General features: G+C 62.9%; 27 protein-coding genes. 5 read left to right on the top strand and 22 right to left on the bottom strand.

Annotation, left to right across the window (positions count from 1 at the left end):
• Positions 1-4: 4 nt before the first annotated feature.
• The 3 genes from plsX to NKI70_RS16190 form a co-directional block, all read right to left on the bottom strand.
• Positions 5-1,075 (bottom strand): phosphate acyltransferase PlsX, encoded by a 1,071-nt coding sequence (gene plsX, locus NKI70_RS16180; protein ID WP_352449317.1) that lies wholly within the window; start codon positions 1,073-1,075, stop codon positions 5-7.
• A 123-nt stretch (positions 1,076-1,198) separates the two neighbouring features.
• The gene (locus NKI70_RS16185) at positions 1,199-1,747 is read right to left on the bottom strand and encodes a YceD family protein (RefSeq protein WP_352571459.1); all 549 of its coding nucleotides are present in this window, start codon (positions 1,745-1,747) and stop codon (positions 1,199-1,201) included.
• Between the two features lie 40 nt (positions 1,748-1,787).
• Complete coding sequence (locus NKI70_RS16190; protein WP_352456591.1) at positions 1,788-2,327, bottom strand: ubiquinol-cytochrome C chaperone family protein; 540 nt, start codon at positions 2,325-2,327, stop codon at positions 1,788-1,790.
• Positions 2,328-2,441: 114 nt separating this feature from the next.
• Between NKI70_RS16190 and NKI70_RS16195 the strand changes: the two genes are divergently transcribed.
• The gene (locus tag NKI70_RS16195; protein ID WP_352449315.1) at positions 2,442-2,975 is read left to right on the top strand and encodes an outer membrane protein assembly factor BamE; all 534 of its coding nucleotides are present in this window, start codon (positions 2,442-2,444) and stop codon (positions 2,973-2,975) included.
• A 124-nt stretch (positions 2,976-3,099) separates the two neighbouring features.
• Here the strand turns inward: NKI70_RS16195 and NKI70_RS16200 are convergent, their stop codons facing one another.
• Both NKI70_RS16200 and NKI70_RS16205 read right to left on the bottom strand, forming a co-directional pair.
• Positions 3,100-5,241, bottom strand: a complete 2,142-nt coding sequence (locus tag NKI70_RS16200; protein ID WP_352456590.1) for a sodium-translocating pyrophosphatase — start codon at positions 5,239-5,241, stop codon at positions 3,100-3,102.
• A 255-nt stretch (positions 5,242-5,496) separates the two neighbouring features.
• Positions 5,497-5,997 (bottom strand): DUF2165 family protein, encoded by a 501-nt coding sequence (locus NKI70_RS16205; protein WP_352636860.1) that lies wholly within the window; start codon positions 5,995-5,997, stop codon positions 5,497-5,499.
• A 79-nt stretch (positions 5,998-6,076) separates the two neighbouring features.
• On the opposite strand from NKI70_RS16205, the gene NKI70_RS16210 reads away from it, so the two are divergent.
• Positions 6,077-6,310 carry a hypothetical protein gene (locus NKI70_RS16210; protein WP_352542410.1) on the top strand — a complete coding sequence of 78 codons (234 nt, stop codon included), beginning with the start codon at positions 6,077-6,079 and terminating at the stop codon, positions 6,308-6,310.
• Between the two features lie 27 nt (positions 6,311-6,337).
• Here NKI70_RS16210 and NKI70_RS16215 read toward each other — a convergent pair whose 3' ends face one another.
• The 13 genes from NKI70_RS16215 to NKI70_RS16275 all read right to left on the bottom strand — a co-directional run bounded on the left by NKI70_RS16215 (position 6,338) and on the right by NKI70_RS16275 (position 18,806).
• Entirely contained in the window at positions 6,338-7,087 is a 750-nt protein-coding gene (locus tag NKI70_RS16215) for an ABC transporter permease (protein WP_352636859.1), read from the bottom strand.
• Positions 7,084-8,022, bottom strand: a complete 939-nt coding sequence (locus NKI70_RS16220; RefSeq protein WP_352724747.1) for an ABC transporter ATP-binding protein — start codon at positions 8,020-8,022, stop codon at positions 7,084-7,086. The genes NKI70_RS16215 and NKI70_RS16220 overlap by 4 nt, the downstream gene beginning before the upstream one ends.
• On the bottom strand, positions 8,019-9,194 hold the full coding sequence (locus NKI70_RS16225) for an ABC transporter permease (RefSeq protein WP_352681630.1): 1,176 nt from the start codon (positions 9,192-9,194) through the stop codon (positions 8,019-8,021). Before NKI70_RS16225 ends, NKI70_RS16220 begins: the two co-directional genes overlap by 4 nt.
• Positions 9,195-9,237: 43 nt before the next feature.
• Entirely contained in the window at positions 9,238-10,149 is a 912-nt protein-coding gene (gene osmF / locus NKI70_RS16230) for a glycine betaine ABC transporter substrate-binding protein OsmF (protein ID WP_352590546.1), read from the bottom strand.
• Positions 10,150-10,308: 159 nt separating this feature from the next.
• Complete coding sequence (locus tag NKI70_RS16235; RefSeq protein ID WP_352724748.1) at positions 10,309-11,526, bottom strand: MFS transporter; 1,218 nt, start codon at positions 11,524-11,526, stop codon at positions 10,309-10,311.
• The gene (nusB, locus tag NKI70_RS16240) at positions 11,523-12,023 is read right to left on the bottom strand and encodes a transcription antitermination factor NusB (protein ID WP_352449306.1); all 501 of its coding nucleotides are present in this window, start codon (positions 12,021-12,023) and stop codon (positions 11,523-11,525) included. Before nusB ends, NKI70_RS16235 begins: the two co-directional genes overlap by 4 nt.
• On the bottom strand, positions 12,020-12,514 hold the full coding sequence (gene ribH, locus NKI70_RS16245; RefSeq protein ID WP_352622821.1) for a 6,7-dimethyl-8-ribityllumazine synthase: 495 nt from the start codon (positions 12,512-12,514) through the stop codon (positions 12,020-12,022). The genes nusB and ribH overlap by 4 nt, the downstream gene beginning before the upstream one ends.
• Before the next feature lie 130 nt (positions 12,515-12,644).
• The gene (locus NKI70_RS16250) at positions 12,645-13,262 is read right to left on the bottom strand and encodes a riboflavin synthase (protein WP_352590538.1); all 618 of its coding nucleotides are present in this window, start codon (positions 13,260-13,262) and stop codon (positions 12,645-12,647) included.
• A 30-nt stretch (positions 13,263-13,292) separates the two neighbouring features.
• Positions 13,293-14,423 (bottom strand): bifunctional diaminohydroxyphosphoribosylaminopyrimidine deaminase/5-amino-6-(5-phosphoribosylamino)uracil reductase RibD, encoded by a 1,131-nt coding sequence (gene ribD, locus NKI70_RS16255; RefSeq protein ID WP_352590535.1) that lies wholly within the window; start codon positions 14,421-14,423, stop codon positions 13,293-13,295.
• 2 nt (positions 14,424-14,425) lie between these two features.
• Positions 14,426-14,935 (bottom strand): transcriptional regulator NrdR, encoded by a 510-nt coding sequence (nrdR, locus tag NKI70_RS16260; protein ID WP_023674492.1) that lies wholly within the window; start codon positions 14,933-14,935, stop codon positions 14,426-14,428.
• Between the two features lie 152 nt (positions 14,936-15,087).
• A complete protein-coding gene (locus tag NKI70_RS16265; protein ID WP_036238056.1) occupies positions 15,088-15,666 on the bottom strand; it encodes an invasion associated locus B family protein in 579 nt (192 codons plus the stop codon).
• A gap of 63 nt (positions 15,667-15,729) precedes the next feature.
• A complete protein-coding gene (gene glyA, locus NKI70_RS16270) occupies positions 15,730-17,043 on the bottom strand; it encodes a serine hydroxymethyltransferase (RefSeq protein WP_352449301.1) in 1,314 nt (437 codons plus the stop codon).
• 116 nt (positions 17,044-17,159) lie between these two features.
• Positions 17,160-18,806: a Na+/H+ antiporter gene (locus tag NKI70_RS16275; RefSeq protein ID WP_352724749.1), complete on the bottom strand. Its 1,647-nt coding sequence runs from the start codon at positions 18,804-18,806 to the stop codon at positions 17,160-17,162.
• Here NKI70_RS16275 and NKI70_RS16280 point away from each other — a divergent pair.
• The gene (locus tag NKI70_RS16280) at positions 18,801-18,938 is read left to right on the top strand and encodes a hypothetical protein (RefSeq protein ID WP_156937265.1); all 138 of its coding nucleotides are present in this window, start codon (positions 18,801-18,803) and stop codon (positions 18,936-18,938) included. The two genes, NKI70_RS16275 and NKI70_RS16280, sit on opposite strands and share 6 nt — an antisense overlap.
• Here NKI70_RS16280 and NKI70_RS16285 read toward each other — a convergent pair.
• The 4 genes from NKI70_RS16285 to NKI70_RS16300 all read right to left on the bottom strand — a co-directional run bounded on the left by NKI70_RS16285 (position 18,935) and on the right by NKI70_RS16300 (position 22,707).
• A complete protein-coding gene (locus tag NKI70_RS16285; RefSeq protein ID WP_023674488.1) occupies positions 18,935-20,188 on the bottom strand; it encodes a L,D-transpeptidase family protein in 1,254 nt (417 codons plus the stop codon). The genes NKI70_RS16280 and NKI70_RS16285 overlap by 4 nt on opposite strands.
• Before the next feature lie 338 nt (positions 20,189-20,526).
• On the bottom strand, positions 20,527-21,042 hold the full coding sequence (gene ldtR, locus NKI70_RS16290; RefSeq protein ID WP_023674486.1) for a transcriptional regulator LdtR: 516 nt from the start codon (positions 21,040-21,042) through the stop codon (positions 20,527-20,529).
• 202 nt (positions 21,043-21,244) lie between these two features.
• On the bottom strand, positions 21,245-21,667 hold the full coding sequence (locus tag NKI70_RS16295; protein ID WP_023674485.1) for a DUF6163 family protein: 423 nt from the start codon (positions 21,665-21,667) through the stop codon (positions 21,245-21,247).
• Positions 21,664-22,707, bottom strand: coding sequence for an enoyl-CoA hydratase/isomerase family protein (locus NKI70_RS16300; protein ID WP_352700273.1), 1,044 nt, complete (start codon positions 22,705-22,707; stop codon positions 21,664-21,666). Before NKI70_RS16300 ends, NKI70_RS16295 begins: the two co-directional genes overlap by 4 nt.
• Positions 22,708-22,852: 145 nt before the next feature.
• Here NKI70_RS16300 and NKI70_RS16305 point away from each other — a divergent pair, with 145 nt between their 5' ends.
• Together NKI70_RS16305 and hemB are read left to right on the top strand one after the other, a co-directional pair.
• Complete coding sequence (locus NKI70_RS16305) at positions 22,853-23,677, top strand: DUF8605 domain-containing protein (protein WP_023674483.1); 825 nt, start codon at positions 22,853-22,855, stop codon at positions 23,675-23,677.
• Positions 23,678-23,764: 87 nt separating this feature from the next.
• A complete protein-coding gene (gene hemB / locus NKI70_RS16310) occupies positions 23,765-24,796 on the top strand; it encodes a porphobilinogen synthase (protein WP_352571471.1) in 1,032 nt (343 codons plus the stop codon).
• Positions 24,797-24,814 lie beyond the last annotated feature (18 nt).

A 24,814-nucleotide genomic window follows, 5' to 3' on the forward strand; every position in this document is an offset into this window, starting at 1 on the left:
TTTCCTATTCCTTTGCGTCGATGACGACGTCGGATTTCCGGATTGTCTGGGCATTCGGATTGCGGGCATGGAACAGGTCGAGATCGGCTTCGATGCGGTCAAGCAGATTGTTGCGCACCATGTCGTAGCCAAGCTCGATCGCCGCCGCAAAGCCATCCGAATCAGCCCCGCCATGGCTTTTCACCACGATGCCGTTCAATCCGAGGAAGACGCCGCCATTGGAGCGGCCGACATCCATCTTCTCGCGCAGGCGATCGAAGGCGGTCTTGGCGAAGATATAGCCGATCCTGGCCATCAGCGTCCGGTTCATCGCCGCGCGCAGATAGCCGGCGATCTGCCTGACGGTGCCTTCCGCCGTCTTCAGCGCGATGTTGCCGGCAAATCCTTCGGTAACGACGACGTCGACACTGCCCTTGCCGATGTCGTCACCCTCGACAAAGCCATGGTAGTTCATCGAGGCCATGTTGGCCTCGCGCAACATACGACCCGCCTCCTTGACCTCTTCCTGGCCCTTGATCTCCTCGACGCCGACATTGAGCAGGCCGACGCTCGGCCGTTCGATGCCGAAAACCGAGCGCGCCATGCCGGTGCCCAAAATGGCAAAATCAACCAGTTGATGCGCATCCGCGCCAATGGTGGCGCCGACGTCCAGCACCACGCTCTCGCCGCGCAATGTCGGCCAGAGCGCCGCGATTGCCGGGCGATCGATGGTCGCCATGGTGCGAAGGCAGAATCTGGACATTGCCATCAGCGCGCCGGTATTGCCGGCCGAGATGCAGGCGTCGGCAGTGCCTGCCTTGACCGCCTCGACGGCCTTCCACATCGATGACTTCCAGCGGCCATGGCGCAGCGCCTGGCTCGGCTTGTCGTCCATCCGCACTGCGATCTCGCAGTGGATGAACTCGCTCACTTCCGCCAGCTTGGGGAATTTGGCGAGTTCGGGCCGTACCACTTCTTCGCGCCCATAAATGACGAAGCGTATATCCGGACGGCGGGTGGCGACAGTCATGAGCGCCGGGATGACCACGCTTGGCCCGTGATCGCCGCCCATGGCATCGATGGAAATCCTGATCACGCGGTGTTCATCTCACGGTTGCTTGGCCAGCGGGCTTGCCAAGGTGCGGGGCTCGCGAAGGTTCGGCGAAAATAACGGTTTTGGGCTGCCGCACAACCAACTTTTCTCAAATTGGGTCAGCTATCAGGATTTTCCCAACAGTGATCTGAGCTTTTGCTGGAATTCATTCTCCACAGGCTCGGCATCGCCGGCGGCCTCCAGCGATACACCCGGCTTGCGCGGATATGGATCGATCGCCAAGCCAAAGAACTGCTCGGCAAGCGCCCCGACGTCGATCGCATCGCCGGAAAAGGTTTCCGGGCTGTCCGGGCCTTCGGCGTCGAGCAGGATCTCACCGCCGCCGTCGAAACCTTGCCGCCCGAGCTTGGATTGCTCCGGCAGGAACAGCGCTTCGACCGGCTCATCGATATGCGCCTTGACCGGGTCGAGGGTGACGATGCAGGCCTGCGTTATATCGGCCTCGACATGGCCGCTGACTTTCACCCCGTTGCGCTTCCAGGGCTCGACCAGGAGTTCGGCGCGATAGTTCTCGACCGAAAGCAGCTCGTGCTCGACGGCCAGCAGGGCGCGCTGCCCAGCGTCGGCATCGATGACCACCGGCAGCCCCTTTTGCGGCAGCCGGGCGACATTTGCCAGGAATGACACTGGGCTGTGGGTATCAGGGTGTTTCATCTTCGCCTCCACTTCGCCACCTTCATCGGCCTGCCGTCGCTCAAGCGTTGGCCACGGGAAATGCCACCGTTCCGGAAACGATCGATTCGGTCGGCTGTTCCGCGAGTTGCCTTGATGCATCGGCGGCATAGAGTGCCAGTTGCGACGCTTGCGGCCAGGCGCCGGCATCCGGCCTGACATTGCGGGCAAGGGCGGCGGCGAGTGCATCATGGTCATTTCGTTGCAGCGCATCATCATAGGCGGCGGTACGGCCATAGAACATCTTCGCCAGTTTCCGCATTCGCTTCGGCACGCCGACGTCGCCAATGCCCAATTCACGCAACGAATGTTCGACATCCATGAAGAACTCGTCGATCAGCACCTGCGCAACCTCTGCCGCAGCACCGCCCTCGCCGCGCAACCGGTGCTGGAACAGGAACATGTGCAACGACAGCATCTCGAAGCGGCCGAGCGGCGTGTCCGGCACGTTCCAGGCGGAATAAAACACCGTTTGCCGCGCCGCCGCCACGATTTGTGCGTAAAGCGCCTCGGTGATGGCGCGGTTGGCATGTCGTTCGTGGCCAAAGAGGCGCTGGAACATTTGAGGGTGGTCTCCCGGGACCGTTTGTTGAAGTGGCCTTGTTGCATCCGCACGCAAGCTGGTTTACCGGTTTTGCGGCCCAGCGCAAGTTGCGGCCAGCTTATGGAGTTGTAGTTGCGCGCGCTGAAATTCAAGTCGACTTTCCTGCCCAGGCCCGGCGGTGCGGTTTCGCTGCTGGTGATCGCTGCGGCGCTTTCCGCCTGCAATTCGTCCAAGATGATCGGCGATCTCAATCCGAGCGAGACGCTGACGCAAGGCTACGTCATCGACCAGCAGGCGATCGACCTGGTGCCGGTCGGCTCAAGCCGCGAACAGGTGCTGCTGGCGCTCGGCACTCCCTCGACCAAGGCGACCTTCGATAACGAGGCCTTTTATTACATTTCTCAGACGCGCAAGCGCTATGTCGCCTTCGACAAGCCGCGGCTGGTCGACCAGCATGTGCTGGCGGTCTATTTTGGCGATGACGGGCGCGTCACCCAGATCGCCAATTACGGCTTGAAGGACGGCAAGGTGTTCGACTTCATCTCGCGCACCACGCCGACCGGCGGCAAGGACCAGAACTTCCTCAGCCAGATCATCAGTGGCGCCAGCAAGCTGGCGCCTGGTGTTCCCGGCGCCAGCGGCGGCAGCACGCTCGGCGGCTCCTGATCCGCCCGAGGGTGTCGGCTTCCTTCCGTTCCTTTCGCTTCCCTGTAAGCGGCATATCTCAGGCAATGAAAAACCCGCGGGAGCGATCCCGCGGGTTTTTGTCTTAAGGCCATAGCGACCGAGCTTAGCCGTGCGCGAGAACGGCCAGCAACAGCAGCGCGACGATGTTGGTGATCTTGATCGCCGGATTGACCGCTGGGCCGGCAGTATCCTTGTAGGGATCGCCGACCGTGTCGCCGGTCACCGAAGCCTTGTGCGCTTCGGAGCCCTTGATGTGCTTGAGGCCGTCCTTGTCGACGAAACCATCTTCGAACGACTTCTTGGCGTTGTCCCAGGCGCCGCCGCCGGAGGTCATCGAGATGGCAACGAACAGGCCGTTGACAATGACGCCGAGCAGCGAGGCGCCGAGCGCGGCAAAGGCGGATGCCTTCGAACCGGAGATCAGGAGGACGCCGAAATAGACCACCAGCGGTGCCAGCACCGGCAGCAATGACGGAACGATCATCTCCCGGATCGCTGCCTTGGTCAGAAGGTCGACGGCGCGCGCATAGTTCGGCTTCGAGGTGCCGGCCATGATGCCCGGATCCTCGCGGAACTGCTTGCGCACCTCCTGGACGATAGCACCCGCGGCGCGGCCGACGGCGGTCATGGCGATGCCGCCGAACAGATACGGGATCAGGCCGCCGAAGATCAGGCCGGCGACGACGTAAGGGTTGGAGAGGTCGAAGGAGACGTCGCCCATGCCCTGGAAGTACGGGTATTTGTCGCCATTGGCGGCAAAGAACTTCAGGTCGTTAGAGTAGGCCGCGAACAGCACCAGCGCGCCGAGGCCGGCCGAGCCGATGGCGTAGCCCTTGGTTACCGCTTTGGTGGTGTTGCCGACAGCGTCAAGCGCGTCGGTTGACTGGCGCACTTCCTTGGGAAGGCCGGCCATTTCGGCAATGCCGCCGGCATTGTCGGTGACCGGGCCGAAGGCATCGAGCGCGACGATCATGCCGGCGAGGCCAAGCATCGTCGTCACCGCGATCGCCGTGCCATAGAGGCCGGCAAGCTGGTATGTCGAGATGATGCCGCCGACGATGACGATCGCCGGCAACGCCGTTGCTTCCAGCGAGACCGCGAGGCCCTGGATGACGTTGGTGCCGTGACCGGTGACCGAGGCCTGGGCGATGGAGTTCACCGGACGCTTGCTGGTGCCGGTATAGTATTCGGTGATCACCACGATGAGGCCGGTCACCACAAGGCCGACCAGGCCGCAGATGAACAGGTTGGTGCCGGTGATGGCCATGCCGGCGACGGTGCCGATCTCACCCCAGCCGATGCATGCCGAGGTGGCCACGGCAAGGCCGACAATTGACAGCAGGCCGGTGACGATCAGGCCCTTGTAGAGCGCGCCCATGATCGAGCCGCTGGAACCGAGCTTGACGAAGAAAGTGCCGACGATCGAGGTGAGAATGCAGGCGCCGCAGATGGCCAGCGGATAGAGCATGGCCGCGCCGAGAACGGCGGTGCCACCGAAGAAGATGGCGGCGAGGACCATGGTGGCGACCACCGTCACCGCATAGGTCTCGAACAGGTCGGCGGCCATGCCGGCGCAATCGCCGACATTGTCGCCGACATTGTCGGCAATGGTGGCCGGATTGCGTGGATCGTCCTCGGGAATGCCGGCTTCAACCTTGCCGACGAGATCGCCGCCGACGTCGGCGCCTTTTGTGAAGATGCCGCCGCCGAGACGGGCGAAGATCGAGATCAGCGAGGCGCCGAAGCCGAGCGAAACAAGCGAGTCGATGACGACGCGATCGTCGGGCTGCAGACCCATGAACTGGGTCAGGATCAGGTAGTAGATCGAGACGCCGAGCAGGGCCAGGCCAGCAACCAGCATGCCAGTGATGGCGCCCGACTTGAAGGCGATCTCGAGGCCGGCAGCGAGGCTGTTGGAAGCCGCCTGCGCGGTGCGCACATTGGCGCGCACCGAGACGTGCATACCGATGAAGCCAGCGGCGCCCGATAGAACGGCGCCGATCAGGAAGCCGATGGCGGCGGTGATCGAAAGCAGCCACCAGGCGAGCAGCAGGACCACGACGCCGACGATGGCGATAGTGGTGTACTGGCGCGCCAAATAGGCCTGCGCGCCTTCGCGGATGGCCGCGGAAATTTCCTGCATGCGTGCATTGCCCTGATCGGCCGCGAGGACCGAACGTGTCGCCCAGATGGCGTAAAGGACTGAAAGCAGACCGCAGGCGATGACAGCTGAAAGTATGGTCATTGCCGAATTTTCCTCGATTGGTGGCCCAAAAGAACCCCTCCCCGGGCCGTTGAGACAGGGGACGAATTTTCCGCAACCGGAATCCGTCCCTTCGCAGCGGCTTATGCGAAACAGGGCTCGGAACGTCAAGATATTGTTCCGTTCCTGTCCGGCTTTCGCCCAAAAGATCCCGGGTTTCGTCCAAAAGGCTGGACGGCAGTGTGCGCCTGTCGACACTGCCATCCGGTTAGATCGGTTGAAATCGACGAACGGCGGTCAGGCTTTACGCGGGTCGCCGTCCGGCTGGACGACGAAGACCAGCACCACCAGCATGGTCATGTAGAATTTGAACGCCGCCTCCTGACCATTCCAAATCGAAGACTGCCACATGGCGAACCACTCGCCGCCAACGACCATGAAGCCGAAATACCAAACAAGGAAACCCATGGTGGCGGCTATGATGACGAACTTCTTGGCATCGTTGAATGCCTGTCCGCTGGCTTTGCGCGCCTGCCAGAGTTGCCAGGCGGCGATTAGGTAAAGCAGGCAGGTCAGCGCCTCGCCAATGATGATCAGCCAGTAGCCAGCCGTCCACAGCGACGGGTTGGTGATCGAGCGGTACATCAGTGCATTGCCGGGAAAGGTCGTGTCCATGCTCAGCACATGCTGGACAAAGACGAAGTTTGAGCCGTAATCGGTGATGTTGCCGAAGGCGACGAGGAAGGCGAAAGCCGCCAGACACAAACACATGACGATCTTGGAGAAACGCGCGGTCATGGCAAGAACTCCTGCTGAAAGATCGGGGCATCGCACTCATCAATCGCCGAGTCCCGAAGATCGCGCAACGGGTGGGCCAGTGATCATCGTGCTCACAGCCATTGCGAGACATTATGTCGGCAAGCAAGATATTGCCGAGACTGTCGAAGCCCTCGATCTCGACAGTGATTGCGCGGTGGGCGACTTGGTCTCTGTGGTTAGAGCCGACACACAGCACGATTTCGCCATCATCCGCCGCCGCTGGATCACCGGCGAGACGGGCACAACGCTGGAACTGACGCTCGATCATCCGACGCGGTCGACCGGCCACTGAAAAAAGAGCGAACTTCGCCCCGAGACGCTACTCGGGCTCGCGTCCCATGCGCCGGGCGGTATAGCGCTCGACCGCCGACAGCCCGTCATAGATCAGCACGGCAAGGGCGGCGACGATCAGGCCACCCTGCAGGATGAAGGCGAGGTTGTTCGACAGCAGGCCTGCGATGATCACCTCGCCCAGTGTCCTCGCCGCTACCGTCGAGCCGATGGTCGCGGTGGCAAGGCTGATCACCACCGACAGCCGGATACCACCGAGAATGATCGGCGCGCTGAGCGGCAGCTCGACCTTGACCAGTCTTTGCCAGCCGGTCATGCCGGCGCCACGCGCCGCCTCGACTACGTTGGCCGGCAGCGTCGTCAGGCCGGTCAGCGCATTCTCAAAGATCGGCAGCAGTCCGTAGAGAAACAGCGCAATCAGCGTCGGCTTTTCGCCGAAGCCGACCGCCGGCACGGCAAGCGCCAGCACCGCCACCGGCGGAAAGGTCTGGCCTATATTGACCAGACTGCGCGACAGCGGCAGGAATTCGGCGCCGGCTGGCCTGGTGACCAGAATGGCGAGCGCGACCGCAACGATCGTCGCGGCAACCGTCGCGATCAGCACGGTCCGCAGATGCAGCAGCGTCAACGTCAAAAGGCTGCCCTGATTGTAGATTACCGGCGCGTTGTTCTCTGTCAGCGGCTTCAGCAGCGGTTCGAACCAGCCGGGATTGGCGACGAAGGCAATAAGCACTACTACCAAGGCCAGCCTGAGCAGCGACGGAAGCCAGGCTTTCATGCCGGCCTCGCCGCGCGCTTAACCAGCCCGTCTACAGTGACGCGGCCAAGCGATTTGCCGTCAGAATCTTTCACCGGAAGTGCCGGGCGGCCCGACCACAGGAGTTCGGCCAACGCGTCGCGTTGGCTGGCGTCACCGGGGATCGCCTCGCCTTCGGCCGTGCCTTTTTCCACCGCGTCGCGCACCCGGCCAAGCGACAACAGCCGGAACGGTTTTTCGCTGGCGCCAACCAGGGTCTCGACAAACGCGCTGGCCGGTTTCGCCAGTATCTCGGCCGGCGCGGCATATTGCACTACTTTGCCGCCATCCATCACCGCGATCTTGTCGCCCATGTGAACGGCCTCTTCCATGTCATGGGTGACTAGGATGATGGTGGTGCCGAAGCGTTTCTGGATCGCCAGCAGATCCTCCTGCGCCTTGTTGCGGATGATCGGATCGAGCGCACCGAACGGCTCATCCATCAACAGCACGTTGGGTTCCGCGGCAAGCGCCCGGGCGACGCCGACGCGCTGCTGCTGACCGCCGGAAAGCTCATGCGGATAGCGTGGCCCGTAGGCTTGCGGGTCGAGCTGGTATAGCGTCATCAGCTCGTCGACGCGGGCCTTGATGCGGTTGGCGCCCCAGCCGAGCAATACCGGCACAGTGGCGATGTTCTGCGCCACCGTGCGATGCGGAAACAGGCCGTGGCCCTGGATGGAATAGCCGATGCTGCGACGCAGCTCATAATCCGGGACCGAGCGGTTATCGACGCCGTCGAGCTTGATCACGCCCGATGTCGGCTCGACCAGCCGGTTGATCATGCGAAGCAGCGTCGTCTTGCCGGAGCCGGAGGTGCCGACGATGACGGCGATGCTGCGCGGCTCGATTACTATCGACACGTCGTCGACGACTGTCGTCTCGCCGTAGCGCTTGGTGATGCCTTCGATCTCGATCATGCCGTTTCAACCCTGCGCTTGCTGGCGCTCATTTCGATCACTGCATCGAGGATGATGGCAGCGGCGAAGGCCAGCACCACCGTGGGAACAGCACCGAGCAGCACCAGGTCCATCGCCGTCTGGCCGACCCCCTGGAATACGAACACGCCAAAGCCGCCGCCGCCGATCAACGCGGCAATCGTGGCGAGGCCGATATTCTGCACCAGCACGATGCGGATGCCGGTGAGGATCACCGGGAAAGCCAGCGGAAACTCGACGCCGAACAGCCGCTGGCGGTCGGTCATGCCCATGCCGCGCGCTGCGTCGTTGGCGGCACGCGGCACACCGGCGAGGCCGACCACGGTGTTGGCCACTACCGGCAGCAGTGAATAGAGGAACAAAGCGACGAAAGCCGGCGCCGTGCCGATGCCGCGAATGCCGAGCGCGGCAGCTCCCGGCACATGCGAAGCGACCCAGCCGAGCGGTGCAATCAAGAGGCCGAACAGCGCAATCGAAGGAATGGTCTGGATGATGTTCAGCACGTTGAGCACACCGGCCCGCAATTTCTCGACGCGGTGGCAGAGGATGCCGAGCGGCAGGCCGATAATCACCGCTGCCGCCAGCGAACCCAGCGCCAGCGTCACGTGCTTGGAGCCTTCCGCCCAAAAACTATCGGCGCGATTGAAATATTCCTTGAGGATCGACAGGCTATTCCAGCTTCCCGAGACGAGCAGCAGCCCGATCGCCGCTGCGGCGGCAACAAGCACGCCGATCCGTGCCTGAGGCGACAGGTTCAGCCTAGTAAGCACGTCGGCGAGCAGAAGCGTGAAGGCGAAGATAAGCAGCCAAAAGCCCGAAGCCGGCGAGATACGGGCGAAGGTGTTGCCGGCAGGTGTCAGGAAACTGCCGGCGACGCCGATCAGCAGCGCCAGCGCTGCAAGCGCAACCACACTGGCGGCGAGGCGCAGAACAAGCGGCGTTTTCAGCAGCGCAATGAGCGCCGCTGCGACGACAATCGCCATCAACAGCGGACCGACCGTCGCAGGCAAAGATTCGAGGATCGAGCGCGCCTCGCCGGGTACAATGCGATTGGCGCGGAAGGTGGCGAATGGTGCCGCAAAAGCCGCATAGGCTGATATCGCCGCGATGACCACGCCGAGCTTGTCGAACCGGATGCGCACGCCCTCCCCCATCGGCCGATCCGGCGCACCTCGAAAGCGGCGCGCCGGAATCGCCTTACTTGAGGAAGCCGTTCTTTTTCAAAAAGTCCTCGGCGACGCCCTTGACCGGTTCGCCGCCGACCTGCACTCGGCCGTTCAACTCCTGCAGCGTGACAAGGTCGAGCTTGGCGAAGACCGGCTTCAGCAGCGTCTCGATTTCGGGATGCTCCTTCAGCACCGCCTCGCGGATGATCGGCGCCGGCTGGTAGACCGGCTGCACACCCTTGTCGTCCTCAAGCACGACGAGGCCGGAGGGCGCGATGCCGCCGTCGGTGCCATAGACCATGGCGGCGTTGGCGCCGTTGGTCTGGTTGGCTGCGGCGGCAATGGTGGCCGCCGTGTCGCCGCCGGACAGCGTGATCAACTGGTCCGGCTTTAGCGTGAAGCCATAGGTCTTCTGGAAAGCGGGCAGCGCGGCCGCCGAATTGACGAACTCGGCGGAGGCCGCCAGCACCACCTTGCCGGCGCCCGAGACATATTTGCCGAAGTCGGAAAGGGTGACGAGCTTATTGGTATCGGCGACCTCCTTGCGCAGGGCGATCGCCCAGGTGTTGTTGGCCGGTGACGGTGACAGCCAGACGATCTTGTTGGAGTCGTAGTCGAGCTTCTTGGCAGTCTCGTAGGCCTTGGCGGCGTCTTTCCACACCGGATCGTCGGCCTTCTCGAAGAAGAAGGCGGCGTTGCCGGTGTATTCCGGATAGATGTCGATCTCGCCGGCTGTAATCGCCTTGCGTACCACGGGCGTGCCGCCGAGCTGGATACGGTCGGTAGTCTGGATATTATTGGCGTTCAGCACCAGCTGGATGATATTGCCGAGCACACCGCCCTCGGTGTCGATCTTCGACGACACCACCACCTGGGCACTCGCCGAGGCCAACGCAATTCCGAGCGCCAGTACAGCGCCGGCCAGAATCTTGATTGAAAACATCTCACAAATCCCTTGCTGTGAACCGGAATACGGCTGCCGCATATGAGCATGGCTTCGATGCCCCGTCGGGGTACACGGTTTCATAAGAGGGGGGATGGGCGCAATAATTTTGTTCGGATGTGAGTGAATCCGCTGCCGCGACGTCCCGACAGGGTGACGTCAGTTGGCCGCGCGCAAGCCCGTCATCTTCAACACGCCCAGTGCCACGAAGCACAGCACGACGACCGGGAAAATCATCCAGTTCAACATCTCCCAGCCCCAGGCATTGTAGACTGCCCCCGACATCAGCGAGGCGAAGGCGACGGAGCCGAACAGGACGAAATCGTGGAACCCCTGGACCTTGCCTTTTTCGGATGACTGGTAGCTGTCGGCCACCATGGCGGTGGCACCGATGAAGCTGAAGTTCCAGCCAAGGCCGAGCAGGATCAGCGCCGTCCAGAACTGCCACAGTGCCAACCCTGACAGCGCCACTATGGCGCAGCCAATCAGCAGCACCAGGCCGATGGCCACGATCCGCTCAGCGCCGAAGCGATAGATCAGCGACCCCGTGAAGAAGCTCGGCGCGAACATCGCCATCACATGCCAGGAAATGCCGAGCGTGGCGTCGTCGGTCGAAAGGCCGCAGCCGACCATGGCCAGCGGCGCGCCCGTCATGACGAAGCTCATCAGCGCGTAGCTGCCGACGGCGCAAAACAGCGCTGCGACGAAGCGCGGCCTGGTGACGATTTCCGAGAGCGGCCGGGCGTCGCTGTCGGCGATTTCCACCTTGTCGGTTGCCTTGGCTGGGATACGCAACAAAGAGAGAATGGCGGCGCCGACCGCCGCCAGCACCAGGATGGACGCAAACGAGCCGGCAAACTTCACCGGCGAGAACAGATCGCCGGTGAAGATGACGATCTGCGGCCCGAGTATGGCGGTGACGATGCCGCCGGCCAGCACGAAGGAGATGGCACGCGCCTTGAATTCAGGCGGAGCATTGTCGGCGGCGGCAAAGCGGAATTGCTGGACGAAGGCGCCCCCGATGCCGATCACGGCCAAGCCGAAAGCGAACAGCCAGAAGCTGTCATGAAACAGCGCCAACGTGGCGATCAGGCCGCCAAGCGCTGTCACCCCCGTGCCGGTCATGAAGCCGTCGCGCTGGCCGAGCCGGCGGATGATCGCCGCGGCCGGCAGGGAACCGAGCGCCACGCCGACATTGAAACCGGTGATCGGCGCGGTTGCCAGCGACTTGTCAGCATCGAGCAGGTACTGCCCGGCCAATCCGCCCATGGAAATGGCGATGGGTGCGGCCGAGCCGATGATCGCCTGCGAGGCTGCGAGGATGAAGGCGGTGCGACGCGCTTCCTTGCCCGCCCCAACGGCGACGATAGCAGTCATGAGGCGTCCTTGCCACGGCCCTCGCCACGCACCCGGCGCGACACGCGATCAAGCACCGCATTGACCAGTTTCGGCTCGTCTTCCTCGTAAAATGCCTTGGCGATGTCGACATATTCGGAGACGATGACCGCCACCGGCACGTCCTCGCGCTGCATCAGCTCGTAGACGCCGGCGCGCAATATGGCGCGCAATGTGGAATCGAGCCTCGACAGAGGCCAGTCCTCGGTCAGCGCCTGTCGGATGACTGGATCGATGGTCTTCTGGTGCTCGACAACGCCGGCAAGAATGGCGCGAAACCATTGCGCATCGGCTTCGCGATAGAGCGCGCCATCGACTTCCTTGCCGAGCCTGAACGCCTCGTACTCGGCGGTGATCTCGAACACGCCGCTGCCGGCGACATCCATCTGGTAGAGCGCCTGCACGGCCGCCAGACGGGCAGCACCGCGCTTGTTGGCGTGGCGAACCGCAGGCTGGCCGGGCGAAGCGGGTTCGCTCACGATCGCTCTCCCAGTTGTTCCTTTAGGGCGATCATGGTCAGCGCCGCACGCGCGGCAAAGCCGCCCTTGTCGCCTTCCGAACGCCTGGCCCGTGTCCAGGCCTGTTCGTCGTTTTCGGTGGTCAGGATGCCGTTGCCAATGCAGACCGCATCCTGCACGGATAGGTCCATCAGGGCACGGCTGGATTCATTGGCGACGATATCGAAATGATAGGTGTCGCCGCGGATCACCGTGCCGAGGGCGACGAAGCCGTCATAGTTCGTCCCGCCTTCGGAGGCACCGTCGAGCGCGAACGAAATCACCGCCGGGATTTCGAGCGAGCCCGGAACGGTGACGACATCGTATGTCGCGCCCGCTTCCTCGAGGGCCTTTGTCGCGCCTTCGAGCAACGCGTCGGCAAGGTCGTCGTGAAAGCGCGCCTCGATGACAAGAAGGTGGGCCTTCTTCTTCGGACGGATGAACGCTTTGCCGTGTTGGGATGTGCCTGCCATAGATGTCTCCGGGGATCGCCGGTGACTTAGGCCGAAGCCGGTTTGATCGCAAGCGGAAGATTGCCGAAGGAACTTTCAAGGCCAACTCGGCGGCGGTCGCATCAGGGAATGGGCTTTATGGACGAGCGCCTCAAAGCCCCTCTTTAGCCGCCTCCACCAGTCGCGCCGCGTAGCGGGCCATGGTGTCGATCTCGAGATTGACGCGATCGCCGACCTGGCGTTCGCCCCAGGTGGTGACCGTCAGCGAGTGGTGGATCAACAGCACGTCGAAGCGGCTGCCTTCGACCTTGTTGACGGTGAGCGAAGTGCCGTCGAGTGCGACGGAACCCTTGGGCGCGATGAATTTTGCCAGGTCGCGCGGTGCATCCAGGGTGAAGCGAACGGCGTCGCCTTCCTCCTTGCGCCCCACGATCTCGGCCATGCCGTCGACATGGCCTGAAACGATATGGCCGCCAAGCTCGTCGCCGATCTTCAGCGCCCGCTCCAGGTTGATGCGCGTGCCGGATTTCCAGCCCATCGCGGTCGTCAGCCTGAGTGCTTCTTCCCAGGCCTCGACCTCGAACCAGCGTGCGTTGGCGCCGTCTTCCGGCAATCCCGTCACCGTCAGGCAGACGCCGCCGCAGGAAATCGAGGCGCCGATGGCAATGGTCTGCGGATCGTAAGCGGTGTCGATACGCAAACCGACGCCTTCCCTGAGCGGCATCACGGCAGCGACGGTGCCGACATCGGTGACGATTCCAGTGAACATTAGTTTGGCCCCGTGAACATCAGTTCGGTCCTAGATGTCTCTTATCCATTCCGCATATGTATCTTCGCCGAAACGCATGTTGCGCAATTTGCGAAATCCCGGCGGGATATTGTTGGCATCGACCGGCGATGCAATGCCGTCCCCGCCGATCGCATCCGGCCCCTGAAACAGCACGATGCGGTCGACTAGGCCTTCCTCAAGGAACGCCTTGGCCACCTCGGCGCCGCCCTCGACCAGCACGCTGGCCATGCCGAGCGCCGCCAGATCCTCGAGCAGTTCCGGCAACGCAATATCGCCTTCATACGTCTCAGTGCCGATAAAGCGCACGCCGGTGCGTTCGAGCGCGGCGCGCCGGTGCGGATCGGCCTCGGCGCAGGCAGCGACATAGAGCGGCACACGGTTGACGCCGGCGACCAGTTTCGAAGTCTCGGGTAGCCTGATCTGACGGTCGAGTACGATGCGCGCCGGCGAACGGCTCTCCAGTCCCGGAAGCCGAACCGTCAGCGCCGGATCGTCCTCCAGTGCCGTGCCGATGCCGATCAATATGCCATCGGCTTCGGCGCGCATCAGATAGACTTCGCGCCGCGCAATATCGCCGGTGATGGAGACCTGTCCCTCGCCTTTCACGCCGATCTTGTTGTCGCTCGAAAGCGCAAGTTTCAGGATCACTTCCGGGCGTTTTTTCAGAGATCGAATTAAATAGCCGGCCATCTGCTCCGCGGCCTCGGCCGCCAACACTTTTTCCACCACTTCGACGCCGGCGGCACGCAAGATTGCATAGCCCTTGCCGGAAACACGCGGGTCCGGATCGCTGGCAGCGCCGACCACACGCGCCACGCCGGCACTGACCAGCGCATTGGCGCAAGGCGGCGTGCGGCCGTGATGGGCGCAGGGCTCCAGCGTTACATAGGCGGTGGCGCCGCGCGCCAGTTCGCCGGCCTCTGCCAAAGCCTCGGTCTCGGCATGCGGCCGGCCGCCGACGGCGGTGACGCCGCTGCCGACGATCATCGGCCCGTCGCCGTCATCGCGCACGATCAGCGTGCCGACGGAAGGGTTGGTCGAGGTCCGCCCGGCATTCTTGCGCGACAGCCTGAGGGCTGCCGCCATATAGCGGCGATCGAGGACCTCTTGCTCAGCCGTGCTGCGTTCGGACCCTGCCATGCTCAGCTGGCGTCCTCTTCGCTCTTCAGCTCTTCGCCCCTGGGCTCGTCGGTTTTGAGCTCGTCGCCTTTGAGTTCGCCCAACACGTCGTGGAAATCCTTGGCCTCGCGGAAATTGCGGTAGACGGAGGCAAAGCGCACATAGGCGACATCATCGAGCGACTTAAGTGCTTCCATGACCAGCCGGCCGACTTCCCCCGAGGCCACCTCGGTCTCGCCCGAGCTTTCGAGCTGGCGCACGATGCCGGTCACCGCCCGATCGATACGTTCCGGGTCGACATTGCGCTTGCGTACCGCGATCTCGACAGAGCGCAGCAACTTGTCGCGGTCGAACGGCACCTTGCGTCCAGACTTCTTCACCACGACGAGATCGCGCAGTTGTACCCGCTCGAAAGTGGTGAAGCGGCCGCCGCAATCCGGGCAGACGCGCCGCCTGCGGATCGCCGCGCCGTCTTCGGCGGGGCGAGAATCCTTCACCTGCGTATCTTCGGACTGGCAATAAGGGCAGCGCATGGAGAGCCTTCGGTTCGCGATTCTCGTGGAGCGAAAGGCTTAGAGGTTTTTGCCGCCGTGGCAAAGTATGGCCGATGACCGATCGCGTCTCAGAGATAGCGAGGCGCGAGGAAAATTGCGAGAGCGGCAATCAGTTGACAGCGGTCCGCCAATCAGGGCGCGACGTCGCCGGTCGGGAAGCCGCAAGACGTGCCGAGATAGCGATAGGCCTTGGTGAAGCCGTCCATCGATATGGTCGCGACCGGCTTGTCGGCGAAGCTGACATCGAGGGCGCTGGTGCGGCGCATGGCGCGCAGTACCGCGAGCGTGGTCTCGGACTTGTTGTCTATCATCCACTGTCCGTCGGCGATAAGACGAAAACCGGCCTTGATCTTGTCGTTGACGTCCCGGAACACCACCGGGATGTTATCGCCCTTGGGCAAGTCACTGTTTCTCACGGCGATGATGAGGCTCGGATAACCATCGGGTGGCAATACGTCGCCATTCGAGATGGCCAGTGTAAGGGTGCCGCTGGTGCCGTTTGCGTCGAAAAAGACCGTCGACGCGGCGCAGGTCTTGCGCACATCCTCACCGGTGTTGACCTCGTCCATCGTGGTGGACCACCTGCCGAAGGTCTCTGTCTTGGGTGTTGCCGGGGTTGGCTCGGTCTGCGCCAAGGCGCGGCCGGACAGCTGCAGAATAGCCGATGCCAGCAAGGCACCAAAGCCGGCGAAACGGAAAGTTTGCATCATTAAGCTTCTCCGCAGTTGCCTTGCTGTCGCACCGGAGTTGTCACGGGCGACACTCCGCGTCGGTCAACCAAGATACGGGTAAAGCGGAAAACGATCGGTCAATGCCGCCACCTTGGCCTTCACGGTCGCCTCGACGGCCGCATTGCCCTCGTCGGAATTGGCGACCTTCAGCCCATCCAGCACTTCGGCGATCAGCTTGCCGATCTCGCGGAACTCGGCCTGACCGAAGCCGCGCGTGGTGCCGGCCGGCGTGCCGAGCCGAACGCCCGATGTCACGAAAGGCTTTTCCGGATCGAAGGGGATGCCGTTCTTGTTGCAGGTGATGTTGGCGCGGCCAAGGGCAGCCTCGGCGCGCTTGCCGGTGGCGTTCTTGGGACGCAGGTCGACCAACATCAGATGGTTGTCGGTGCCGCCGGAGACGATGTCGAGACCGGTTTCCTGCAGACTGGAGGCCAGCGCCTTGGCATTGGCGACGACGCTCTCCGCATAGATCTTGAAGCTCGGCTTCAGCGCCTCGCCCAGAGCCACCGCCTTTGCGGCGATCACATGCATCAGCGGTCCACCCTGCAGGCCGGGGAAGACGGCCGAATTCATCTTCTTGGCAATATCCTCGTCATTGCAAAGGATCATGCCGCCGCGCGGCCCGCGCAGCGATTTGTGCGTCGTGGTGGTGACCACATGGGCATGCGGCAGCGGCGACGGATGCATGCCGCCGGCGACCAGGCCGGCGATGTGAGCCATGTCGACCATCAGATAGGCACCGATCGAATCGGCGATCTCGCGAAAACGCTTCCAGTCCCAGACACGTGAATAGGCTGTGCCGCCGGCCAGGATCAATTTCGGCCTGGTCTCATGGGCGGTCTTCTCGATCGCATCCATGTCGAGCAGATGATCGTCCCGGCGCACGCCATAGGAGACGACCTTGAACCATTTGCCGCTCATATTGACCGGCGAGCCATGTGTCAGGTGTCCGCCGGAATTGAGGTCGAGGCCCATGAAGGTGTCGCCGGGCTGCAGCAACGCCAGGAACACCGCCTGGTTCATCTGGCTGCCGGAATTCGGCTGGACATTGGCGAAGTTGCAGCCGAACAGCTTTTTCGCGCGTTCGATGGCCAGTTCCTCGGCGACATCGACGAATTGGCAGCCGCCATAGTAGCGCTTGCCCGGATAGCCCTCGGCATATTTGTTGGTCATGATCGACCCCTGTGCCTCGAGCACGGCACGCGAGACGATATTTTCCGAGGCAATCAGCTCGATCTCGTGGCGCTGGCGGCCGAGTTCGTTGCGGATTGCGCCGAAAATCTCGGGGTCGGCATCGGCAAGCGTGGTTTCGAAAAAGGATTCGAATTTGTTCGACACTGCCGCTGCTGTTGCCATGGGTTGAAATCCTCAAGGTTCGGGGTCTGTCGCGCCATTAACACAGTTGCTTTCGGCCCGCCACGTTTGCAGCGCGAAATTTGCTGGCCGGATTGCGCCAGAGAGACTGGCAGCCTCTATTTCCTTGCCTGCCGGCCCTTCAGCAGGGCCTCGGTGAGCGTGATCTCGGTGAACAGCGCCTGCATCGTATGGTCGTTAATCTGGCCGCTGCGAAACATTGCGCGAACCGCTGCGCGTTCGGCCTCAATGCCCGCCAGCCTCAATTCGAGTTCCAGCCGTCCGGCCTCGCGGGCCTCGGCGCGCGCCTCGTCGGCTTCGTCGGAGGCAGCGATGCGGCGACGGTAGCCGGCGACGATGCTGTCGGCGGTGGCAAGCCGGGCGCCGGGTGTTTCCCCTTCATCGCCGTCGGTCGCGCCGGCCATGCTCTCGATGCGGGCGATGGCGGCCTTGGCCGCGCCCACGCGCGCAAGACGCTCCTCGGCAGCGCCAGGATCCTCGCCCGGCTCGACCAGCCCTCGTGCCACCTTGGGTAAGGCAAGGCTGGCAATGAGCAATGAGCAGATGATGACGCCTGCGGCGAGGAAGATCACCACGTCGCGCGCCGGAAAGGGCGAACCATTCGGCATGGCGAGCGGCAGCGACAGGATGCCGGCCAGCGTGATGGCGCCGCGCACGCCGGCAACAGAGCCGGCGATCCGAACGCGCAGCCCGAACGGCTCGGCCTTCTGCTCGCGTAATCGCGCTGAGACGCGCGTCGCAATGTCGCCGACCCAGATCCACAGGAAGCGCAGCCCGATCAGGCATAGTGTCAGCGCGACCACCGTGGCGATTGGCTGGATGACCGGATAGCGCCTGCCGAGCTCAGGCGGCACGTTGCCGATGATTTCGGGAAGCTGCAACCCGAGCAGGATGAACAGCGCGCCGTTGAAGACGAAGGATAGCGTCGTCCACAGCGATACGGTCTGTATGCGTGCCGAGACGCCGAGAAAGCGGAAAATCCCGGAGCCGCCGGTGAGCACTCCGGCCGTGACCGCCGCCAGAATGCCCGAGGCGCCGACATTCTCGGCGCCGAGATAGGCGATGAACGGCAGCAGGACCATGACCAGCACCTGCACCTCGGCCGGCACGCCGCCGATACGGTTCAGCAATTGCAGCGCCTTGGCGGCGACGAACAAGGCAGCCACGCCGGCCAGGATGCCGGCAGCGACGGCATAGAGGAAAGTCACGGACGCCGCGACGAAGGAGAAGCTGCCGGTCAAGGCAGCTGCCACCGCAAAGCGGAACATCACGAGGCCCGACGCATCGTTGAGCAGCGCCTCGCCCTCCAGGATGTGCATCAGCCGAGCCGGGACCAGGCTCTTGTCGACGATCGAGGAGACGGCCACCGCATCCGTCGGGGACAGCACCGCAGCAAGTGCGAAAGCGACGACGAGCGGGATGCTCGGGACAAGCCAGTGCAAAGCGTAGCCGAAGCCGACAATGGTGAAGAAGACCAGCCCGATGGCGAGGTCGAGGATCGGCCCGCGCAGCGCGATCAGTTCGCGCTTGGGCGCACCATAGGCGTCGCTGAACAGCAGCGGTGGGATGAACACCAGCAGAAACAGCTCGGGATCGATCTCGACATGCATTCCGCGCACCGGCCAAGCCAGTGCCGCGCCGATGGCGATCTGCAGCACAGGTAGCGGAACCCGCACCGGCCGGACCAGCGCGCCCGAAACGGCGACGAAGATAAGCACGACCAGAATGAACATTGCGACATGCATGATGCGATTTCCGAATACGGCGCCGCGCGTTCTTTTGCCGGCGATCAGTCCAGCAAAGCTTGCCGCGAAAGACTCGGCAACGAAAAAGGCCGCCCTTCCGGCGGCCTTTTGCAAATGAACTCAGCTGCTTAGAGCGCGGATGTGATCTGCAGCTCGTTGGCTCCGTCGAGGCCGTAAATGTCGTCACGGAACTGGACCACGCCCGGCCCTGTCGACCAGGCCGAGACGTAGAGAAAATAAACCGGCACCGGATTGGTGACCTGCACCGGCGTGTTCTCCCCGGTCTTGATCGCCGCCTCGAAATGCTGGCGATCCCAGCCCGGTGTGTCGCGCAGAATCCAGGTGACGAGGTCGCGCACGTTCTGGACCCGCACGCAGCCAGAGGAATCGAAGCGCATCAGCTTGCCGAACAGGCTCTGCTGCGGCGTGTCGTGCATGTAGACGCCGTCCGGGCTGGGGAAATTGATCTTGACCGAGGCCATCGCGTTGCCGGAACCGGGATCCTGGCGGAAGCGGTATTTGGCGGCATCGTCGGTCGACCAGTCGACCGTCATTGGGTCGACCTCGCTGCCGTCCGGCGCAAACAGGCGGATATGGCTATCCTTGAGATAGTTGGGGTCCTTCCGCATCAGCGGAATGATGTCCTTGCGCACGATCGAGACCGGCGCGTTCCAGTACGGATTGACGATGATTTCGTTGATCTTGGAATTGACGATCGGCGTCTGGCGATCGATCTTGCCGACGATTGCGGTGTGGCGCAGCACAACGCGGTCGTTCTCGACTGCCTCGATCTGCGCCGCCGGGATGTCGACCAGAACATAGCGGTTGCCAAGCGTGCCGGCCCGCTCACGCAGCCGTTGCAGATTGGTCTGCAGCTGACCAAGCCGAACCGGCGCCGACACGTTCATTGCCGCGAAAGTATATTTGCCCGTGGTTCCGTCGGCCGGCAAGCCGTGACGCAACTGGAAGCGCTTGAGCGCCGAGTCGACGTAAGAATCGAACGCTTCCGAGAGCCCGGCGCTCTGCGCCAGATCGCCCGATATCATCAAGCGCCTGCGCAGCGGCACCACATCGGGATCCTCGACGCCAAGCTGCAGCTTCTTGGTGTCTGGAACCTGCTCCCAGCCGCCTTGCGCGACGATATTCTGATACTGCATGATCGCCTGCTCGGTGAAGGACACCGTCTGCAGGCTGAAGATCGGCAGCGTCGAGGCAACCTTGCCGCCTTCGCTGGCACGCGCATCGAATTGGTCGTCCCAATTGCCGCGCGCCGAGGATTTCAGGATATCCCCGATCACATCCTGCGCACTGGCGCGGCCGGCGACCATTGCGGCTGCGAGCGCGGAGGCTCCTGAAAGGAAGAAACGGCGGCTGGTTCTCATGGACGTTCCAGACATTCTTGCTACAATTCAACCCACCGGGCGGTCTCGCCCGCACTCTAGAGTTGGCTTCTTAACAATTAGCCAACCATGGCCCGCATCACTTCGGTGTAAAACCACATGGGAAGTGACTTGAGCACAGGACAAATGCACGGCTTTGGCCCCAGCATCACCCGCATCTTCGGTTCCATTGGAATATGGCGGCAACGTGGCTGTTGCTCGAATTTGGATCGGCCGGCCTGACGAAACGGCAAGACCGGTGCTTTTCGGCACCGGCCTTTGGTCCACTCCGCGGCAGCATTTCCGTAGTCCAGCTTCAGATCTTGATGCGGCGGATGCGATTACATCCGGTAGGCGATGGTATCGTTCCAGAACCGATCCAGGCGCTGCAGGGCGCGGTTCATCTGCTTGAACTCTTCCGTGTTGATGCCGCCAACCTGCTCGATCGAACCGACATGGCGCTCGTAGAGGCCGGCGACGACTTCCGCCACCTCATTGCCCTTCGGCGTCAGCGAAACCCGCACCGAACGGCGGTCGATGCGCGAGCGCTGGTGGTTGATGAAGCCGAGATCGACCAGCTTCTTCAGATTGTAGGAGACATTCGAGCCGAGATAATAGCCGCGCGAGCGCAGTTCGCCGGCGGTCAGCTCCGAATTGCCGATGTTGAACAGGAGCAGCGCCTGGATGGCGTTGATGTCGGAGCGACCGTTGCGGTCGAATTCGTCCTTGATCACGTCAAGCAGACGGCGATGCAGCCGCTCGACCAGCTGCAGCGATTCCATGTACAGCGAACGGATCGCCTCGCGGCGGTCATCGGATACGTTGGCGGTCTTCGCCGCCGGACGCGAATTGATCATTGTCTTTGCCTCTCGTTTGTCGCCCGGTGATTTTTTGTTCTTCACCTTGATCGCGACACTATCGAATACTCATAAAATTCGACTTAAACGCCAAGGCTAACAAGAGCTTACCGGTAAGGGGTTTCGAAAGAGGCTTAACGGACGGTCACCCGAGCAAGGATAATTAACCTAAAGATTTAGCCAACGATCCTGGCCGGAATTGCTATCGCCGGGGTTGCCGCTTCTGGATCCAGATCACCACGCGGAACACTATGTAGAGCAGCGCCACCGCAAGGTGCGAGGCGACGATCAGCGGCCGGTGGCCGAACAGCTCGGGGAAGCCGGCATACATGACGCACTCGGTCACCGCGCAGATGAACCAGATCACCGGCCCCCAGGACGCCAGCATCCAGAGGCCGGCGGCAGCGAACGGAAAAAACACCGCCAGCACCACCGCCGCCACCTGCCAGTGCACCGGCATCAGGTCGAAGCGCCACAACGGGCCGGGGTAAAAGCCGATCAGCCGGATCCAGTACAAGATGCCGAACAGCAGACAGTAGCCGGCGATGACGCGCTGGAACCAGGCGAAGATGACCTCGATCGTCGAGGGCTGCAGCACCACGCGTCTCGAGGCGACCTCGCTCACAGCTTCAGTTCCCGTTCGCCGAGCGGTGCGAAATAGGCGTCGACGTTGGCGGCGCTGACGTCATCGATGCCTGCCGGCCGCCATTGCGGCGTCGAGCCTTTATCGATGATGGCGGCGCGGATACCTTCATAGAAGTCGTGCCCGGCAAGCATGCGGTTGAGGATACGGAACTCCATTTTCATGCACTCGTCCATTGACAACGTCTGCCCGGCGCTGATCTGGCGCCATGCAACATGCAAGCTGGTCGGTGAACGTGTGCGGATGGTGGCCAGCGTCTTTGCCGCGAACTCGTCGGCAGCGGCTGCCCGCTCCAGGCTAGCGACGATATCGGCCAGCGACGGCTGCGCGAAATGCCGGGCGATGGCTTCCAGCGTCGGCCTGTCGGTCTCGCGCCTGGCCGGGACGAAGCAGCCGCGCAGCACCGATTCCGGGTCGCCGCTTTCCGCCAGACGGTCGAGGAAGCCGGCCTGGCCCTCCGCCTTGATCGTATGGGTGGCGAGGCCCGACCACAAAGCATCGCCATAGCGGATGCGGTTGCCGGTCAGCGCCAGATACATGCCGAAGCTGCCGCCGAGATCCGGCAACAGATGGCTGGCGCCGACATCCGGGAAAAAGCCGATGCCGACCTCGGGCATGGCAAACTGGGCGTTCTCGGTCAGCACTCGCTGCGAGCCATGGAAGGAGATACCTACGCCGCCGCCCATGACGATGCCGTCGATCACCGCGACATAGGGTTTCTTGAAGCGGGCGATGCGGGCATTCAGCCGGTATTCATCGGCGAAGAAATCGACCGGAGGCCTTCCTGCGCGGCCGGCTTCGTAGATGTGGAGGATGTCGCCGCCCGCCGAAAATGCCCTGCCCTCGGCCTTGACGACGACAACGTCGACGCCGTCGTCGCGCTCCCAACTGCGCAGCGCCTTGTCCAGCGCCTTGACCATGCGGTGGGTTACGGCATTGAGCGCGTGCGGCCGCGTCAGCGTGACGACGCCGGCCCTGCCCAATCTTTCGAAGCGAATCTCGTCGCCTCCGCCAAAATCCATCGCCAGAGAATCCCTCCCCGCGCCCGCCGGGAGTGAAGTGCTAAAGCGTGGCGCATGGCCGCGTCAATGGCGGCGCCCAATCCGCTGCATGGTCGTCGGCGTCACCCAGTGCTAATGCTGGCGCTTTGAACCGGAAGGTTGAACCATGCCTTGGTTGCCGCGCCTTGCTGTTGTGGTGGTCGGCCTGATCGCTGCGAACGCTCCTCCCGTATCGGCCGGAACCGTCGACGAGCTCTATCAATCGCAGACCATCGTCACCGGCCAGGGCGAGGTCAACAGGCAGATCGGTTTCAAGGCCTGCCTCGATGCGGTGCTGGTTCGTGTGTCCGGCGATCAGCGGCTGCCGAAGAGAACTGAGATGGCGGCGCTGCGCGACAAGGCCGGCAGCTTCGTTGCCGAATTCCGCTATCGCGACCGTCTCGAAGGCATTCCGGTCCATGACGAACAGGGCACCCATGACCGGCCGCACGATCTCACTTGTCTGTACAGGCCTGACGTTATCGATCCGGTGCTTGCCACGCTCGGCAGCAAACCATGGCTTGGCGAGCGGCCACGCCTGGTAATTTTCCTGGCGGCGGAGCAAGGCACAAGGCAGTTCGTGCTGACCGCCGACGATGAGCGCGGGGCGGCGATGCGCGAATCGTTCGTCAACGCCACCGGTCCGCTGGTCATGCGGATTGTGTTTCCCGAAGCGTCGCTGCTATCGGCCTCAAAGCTTAACGACCAGGCCCTGCGCCATGCCGATATCACGACGCTGGACCAGCTTGCCAGGAAGGCCGGAGCCGACCAGGCGCTCGCCGGCAGTATCGTCTGGAGCGACAAGGAACTGGGCTGGATAGCCGACTGGCGGCTTGCCTTGAATGGCAAGAGCTACAATTGGCAAGTGCGCGGCGTCAGCTTCGACGAGGCATTCCGCGTCGCCATGCGGGGTGCTGCGCAGATCCTATCGGGCAATGGGCAACCAGAATAGCGCCCGACAGGACCGCTGGCACAATCGTGTCGCATTGGTCAGCAGCGAAAGCTCGTGGTAAAAGCCGCCCGATCCGGAGTTTTTGCGATGAACAAATTCACCCCTGCAAAGCCTGCCGGCGCGCGCAGCGTCGACGAGATCACCGGCAGCCGGCGGCTGCGGCGCATGCGCAAGGCCGATTGGTCGCGCCGCCTTGTCCAGGAGAACCGGCTGTCGGTCGACGATCTGATCTGGCCGATCTTCGTCGTCGATGGCAGACAAGTGCGCGAACCGATTGCCGCCATGCCCGGCGTGTTCCGCCTGTCGCTCGACCTCGCCGTCAAGGAGGCTGAGCGAGCGGCCAAACTTGGCATTCCGGCGATCGCCACTTTCCCCAATGTCGAGCTCGGCCTGCGCGATCAGACCGGTTCGCATATCCTCGATCCGGAAAACATCATCAACCGTGCCACCCGCGCCATCAAGCACGCGGTGCCGGAGATCGGCATCATCACCGACGCCGCGCTTGACCCTTTCACCTCGCATGGCCATGACGGCATCTTGCGCGAGGGCATTATCGTCAATGATGAAACGGTGGAGCAGGTGACGGCGGCGGCAGTCATCCAGGCGGCGGCGGGGGCCGACATCATTGCCCCCTCGGACATGATGGACGGCCGGATCGGTGCCATCCGCGATGCGCTCGACGCCAATGGATTTCAGGATGTGGCGATCATGTCCTATGCGACCAAGTTCGCATCCGCCTTTTACGGCCCCTATCGTGAGGCGGTCGGCACCGCCGGCCTGCTCAAGGGCGACAAGAAGACCTATTACATCGACCACGCCAATTCCGACGAAGCGGTGCGCGAGGCCGAGCAGGATCTCGCCGAGGGCGCCGACATGCTGATGGTCAAGCCCGGCCTGCCCTATCTCGACATCATCCGGCGGCTCAAGGACGAGTTGCAGATGCCGACCTTCGCCTATCAGGTCTCGGGCGAATATTCGATGATCAAGGCCGCCGCCGCCAATGGCTGGATCGATGGCGAAAAGGCGATGCTGGAATCGCTGCTCGCCTTCAAGCGCGCCGGCTGCGACGGGATTCTCACCTACTTTGCGCCCGAAGTGGCGGCGATGCTCAAGGGGTGATGCGCCTTTGTAGCGTCT

The organism is Mesorhizobium sp. M0500 (genome assembly GCF_040321165.1).
Classification (GTDB): domain Bacteria; phylum Pseudomonadota; class Alphaproteobacteria; order Rhizobiales; family Rhizobiaceae; genus Mesorhizobium.

Bases quoted from the DNA above. Each gene is read 5' to 3' on its own strand.
- NKI70_RS16185 (WP_352571459.1), bottom strand. From the start codon at position 1,747: ATGAAACACCCTGATACCCACAGCCCAGTGTCATTCCTGGCAAATGTC.
- NKI70_RS16190 (WP_352456591.1), bottom strand. From the start codon at position 2,327: ATGTTCCAGCGCCTCTTTGGCCACGAACGACATGCCAACCGCGCCATC.
- NKI70_RS16200 (WP_352456590.1), bottom strand. From the start codon at position 5,241: ATGACCATACTTTCAGCTGTCATCGCCTGCGGTCTGCTTTCAGTCCTT.
- NKI70_RS16205 (WP_352636860.1), bottom strand. From the start codon at position 5,997: ATGACCGCGCGTTTCTCCAAGATCGTCATGTGTTTGTGTCTGGCGGCT.
- NKI70_RS16215 (WP_352636859.1), bottom strand. From the start codon at position 7,087: ATGAAAGCCTGGCTTCCGTCGCTGCTCAGGCTGGCCTTGGTAGTAGTG.
- NKI70_RS16220 (WP_352724747.1), bottom strand. From the start codon at position 8,022: ATGATCGAGATCGAAGGCATCACCAAGCGCTACGGCGAGACGACAGTC.
- NKI70_RS16225 (WP_352681630.1), bottom strand. From the start codon at position 9,194: ATGGGGGAGGGCGTGCGCATCCGGTTCGACAAGCTCGGCGTGGTCATC.
- osmF (WP_352590546.1), bottom strand. From the start codon at position 10,149: ATGTTTTCAATCAAGATTCTGGCCGGCGCTGTACTGGCGCTCGGAATT.
- NKI70_RS16235 (WP_352724748.1), bottom strand. From the start codon at position 11,526: ATGACTGCTATCGTCGCCGTTGGGGCGGGCAAGGAAGCGCGTCGCACC.
- ribH (WP_352622821.1), bottom strand. From the start codon at position 12,514: ATGGCAGGCACATCCCAACACGGCAAAGCGTTCATCCGTCCGAAGAAG.
- NKI70_RS16250 (WP_352590538.1), bottom strand. From the start codon at position 13,262: ATGTTCACTGGAATCGTCACCGATGTCGGCACCGTCGCTGCCGTGATG.
- ribD (WP_352590535.1), bottom strand. From the start codon at position 14,423: ATGGCAGGGTCCGAACGCAGCACGGCTGAGCAAGAGGTCCTCGATCGC.
- nrdR (WP_023674492.1), bottom strand. From the start codon at position 14,935: ATGCGCTGCCCTTATTGCCAGTCCGAAGATACGCAGGTGAAGGATTCT.
- NKI70_RS16265 (WP_036238056.1), bottom strand. From the start codon at position 15,666: ATGATGCAAACTTTCCGTTTCGCCGGCTTTGGTGCCTTGCTGGCATCG.
- glyA (WP_352449301.1), bottom strand. From the start codon at position 17,043: ATGGCAACAGCAGCGGCAGTGTCGAACAAATTCGAATCCTTTTTCGAA.
- NKI70_RS16280 (WP_156937265.1), top strand. From the start codon at position 18,801: ATGCATGATGCGATTTCCGAATACGGCGCCGCGCGTTCTTTTGCCGGC.
- NKI70_RS16275 (WP_352724749.1), bottom strand. From the start codon at position 18,806: ATGCATGTCGCAATGTTCATTCTGGTCGTGCTTATCTTCGTCGCCGTT.
- NKI70_RS16285 (WP_023674488.1), bottom strand. From the start codon at position 20,188: ATGAGAACCAGCCGCCGTTTCTTCCTTTCAGGAGCCTCCGCGCTCGCA.
- ldtR (WP_023674486.1), bottom strand. From the start codon at position 21,042: ATGATCAATTCGCGTCCGGCGGCGAAGACCGCCAACGTATCCGATGAC.
- NKI70_RS16300 (WP_352700273.1), bottom strand. From the start codon at position 22,707: ATGGATTTTGGCGGAGGCGACGAGATTCGCTTCGAAAGATTGGGCAGG.
- NKI70_RS16305 (WP_023674483.1), top strand. From the start codon at position 22,853: ATGCCTTGGTTGCCGCGCCTTGCTGTTGTGGTGGTCGGCCTGATCGCT.
- hemB (WP_352571471.1), top strand. From the start codon at position 23,765: ATGAACAAATTCACCCCTGCAAAGCCTGCCGGCGCGCGCAGCGTCGAC.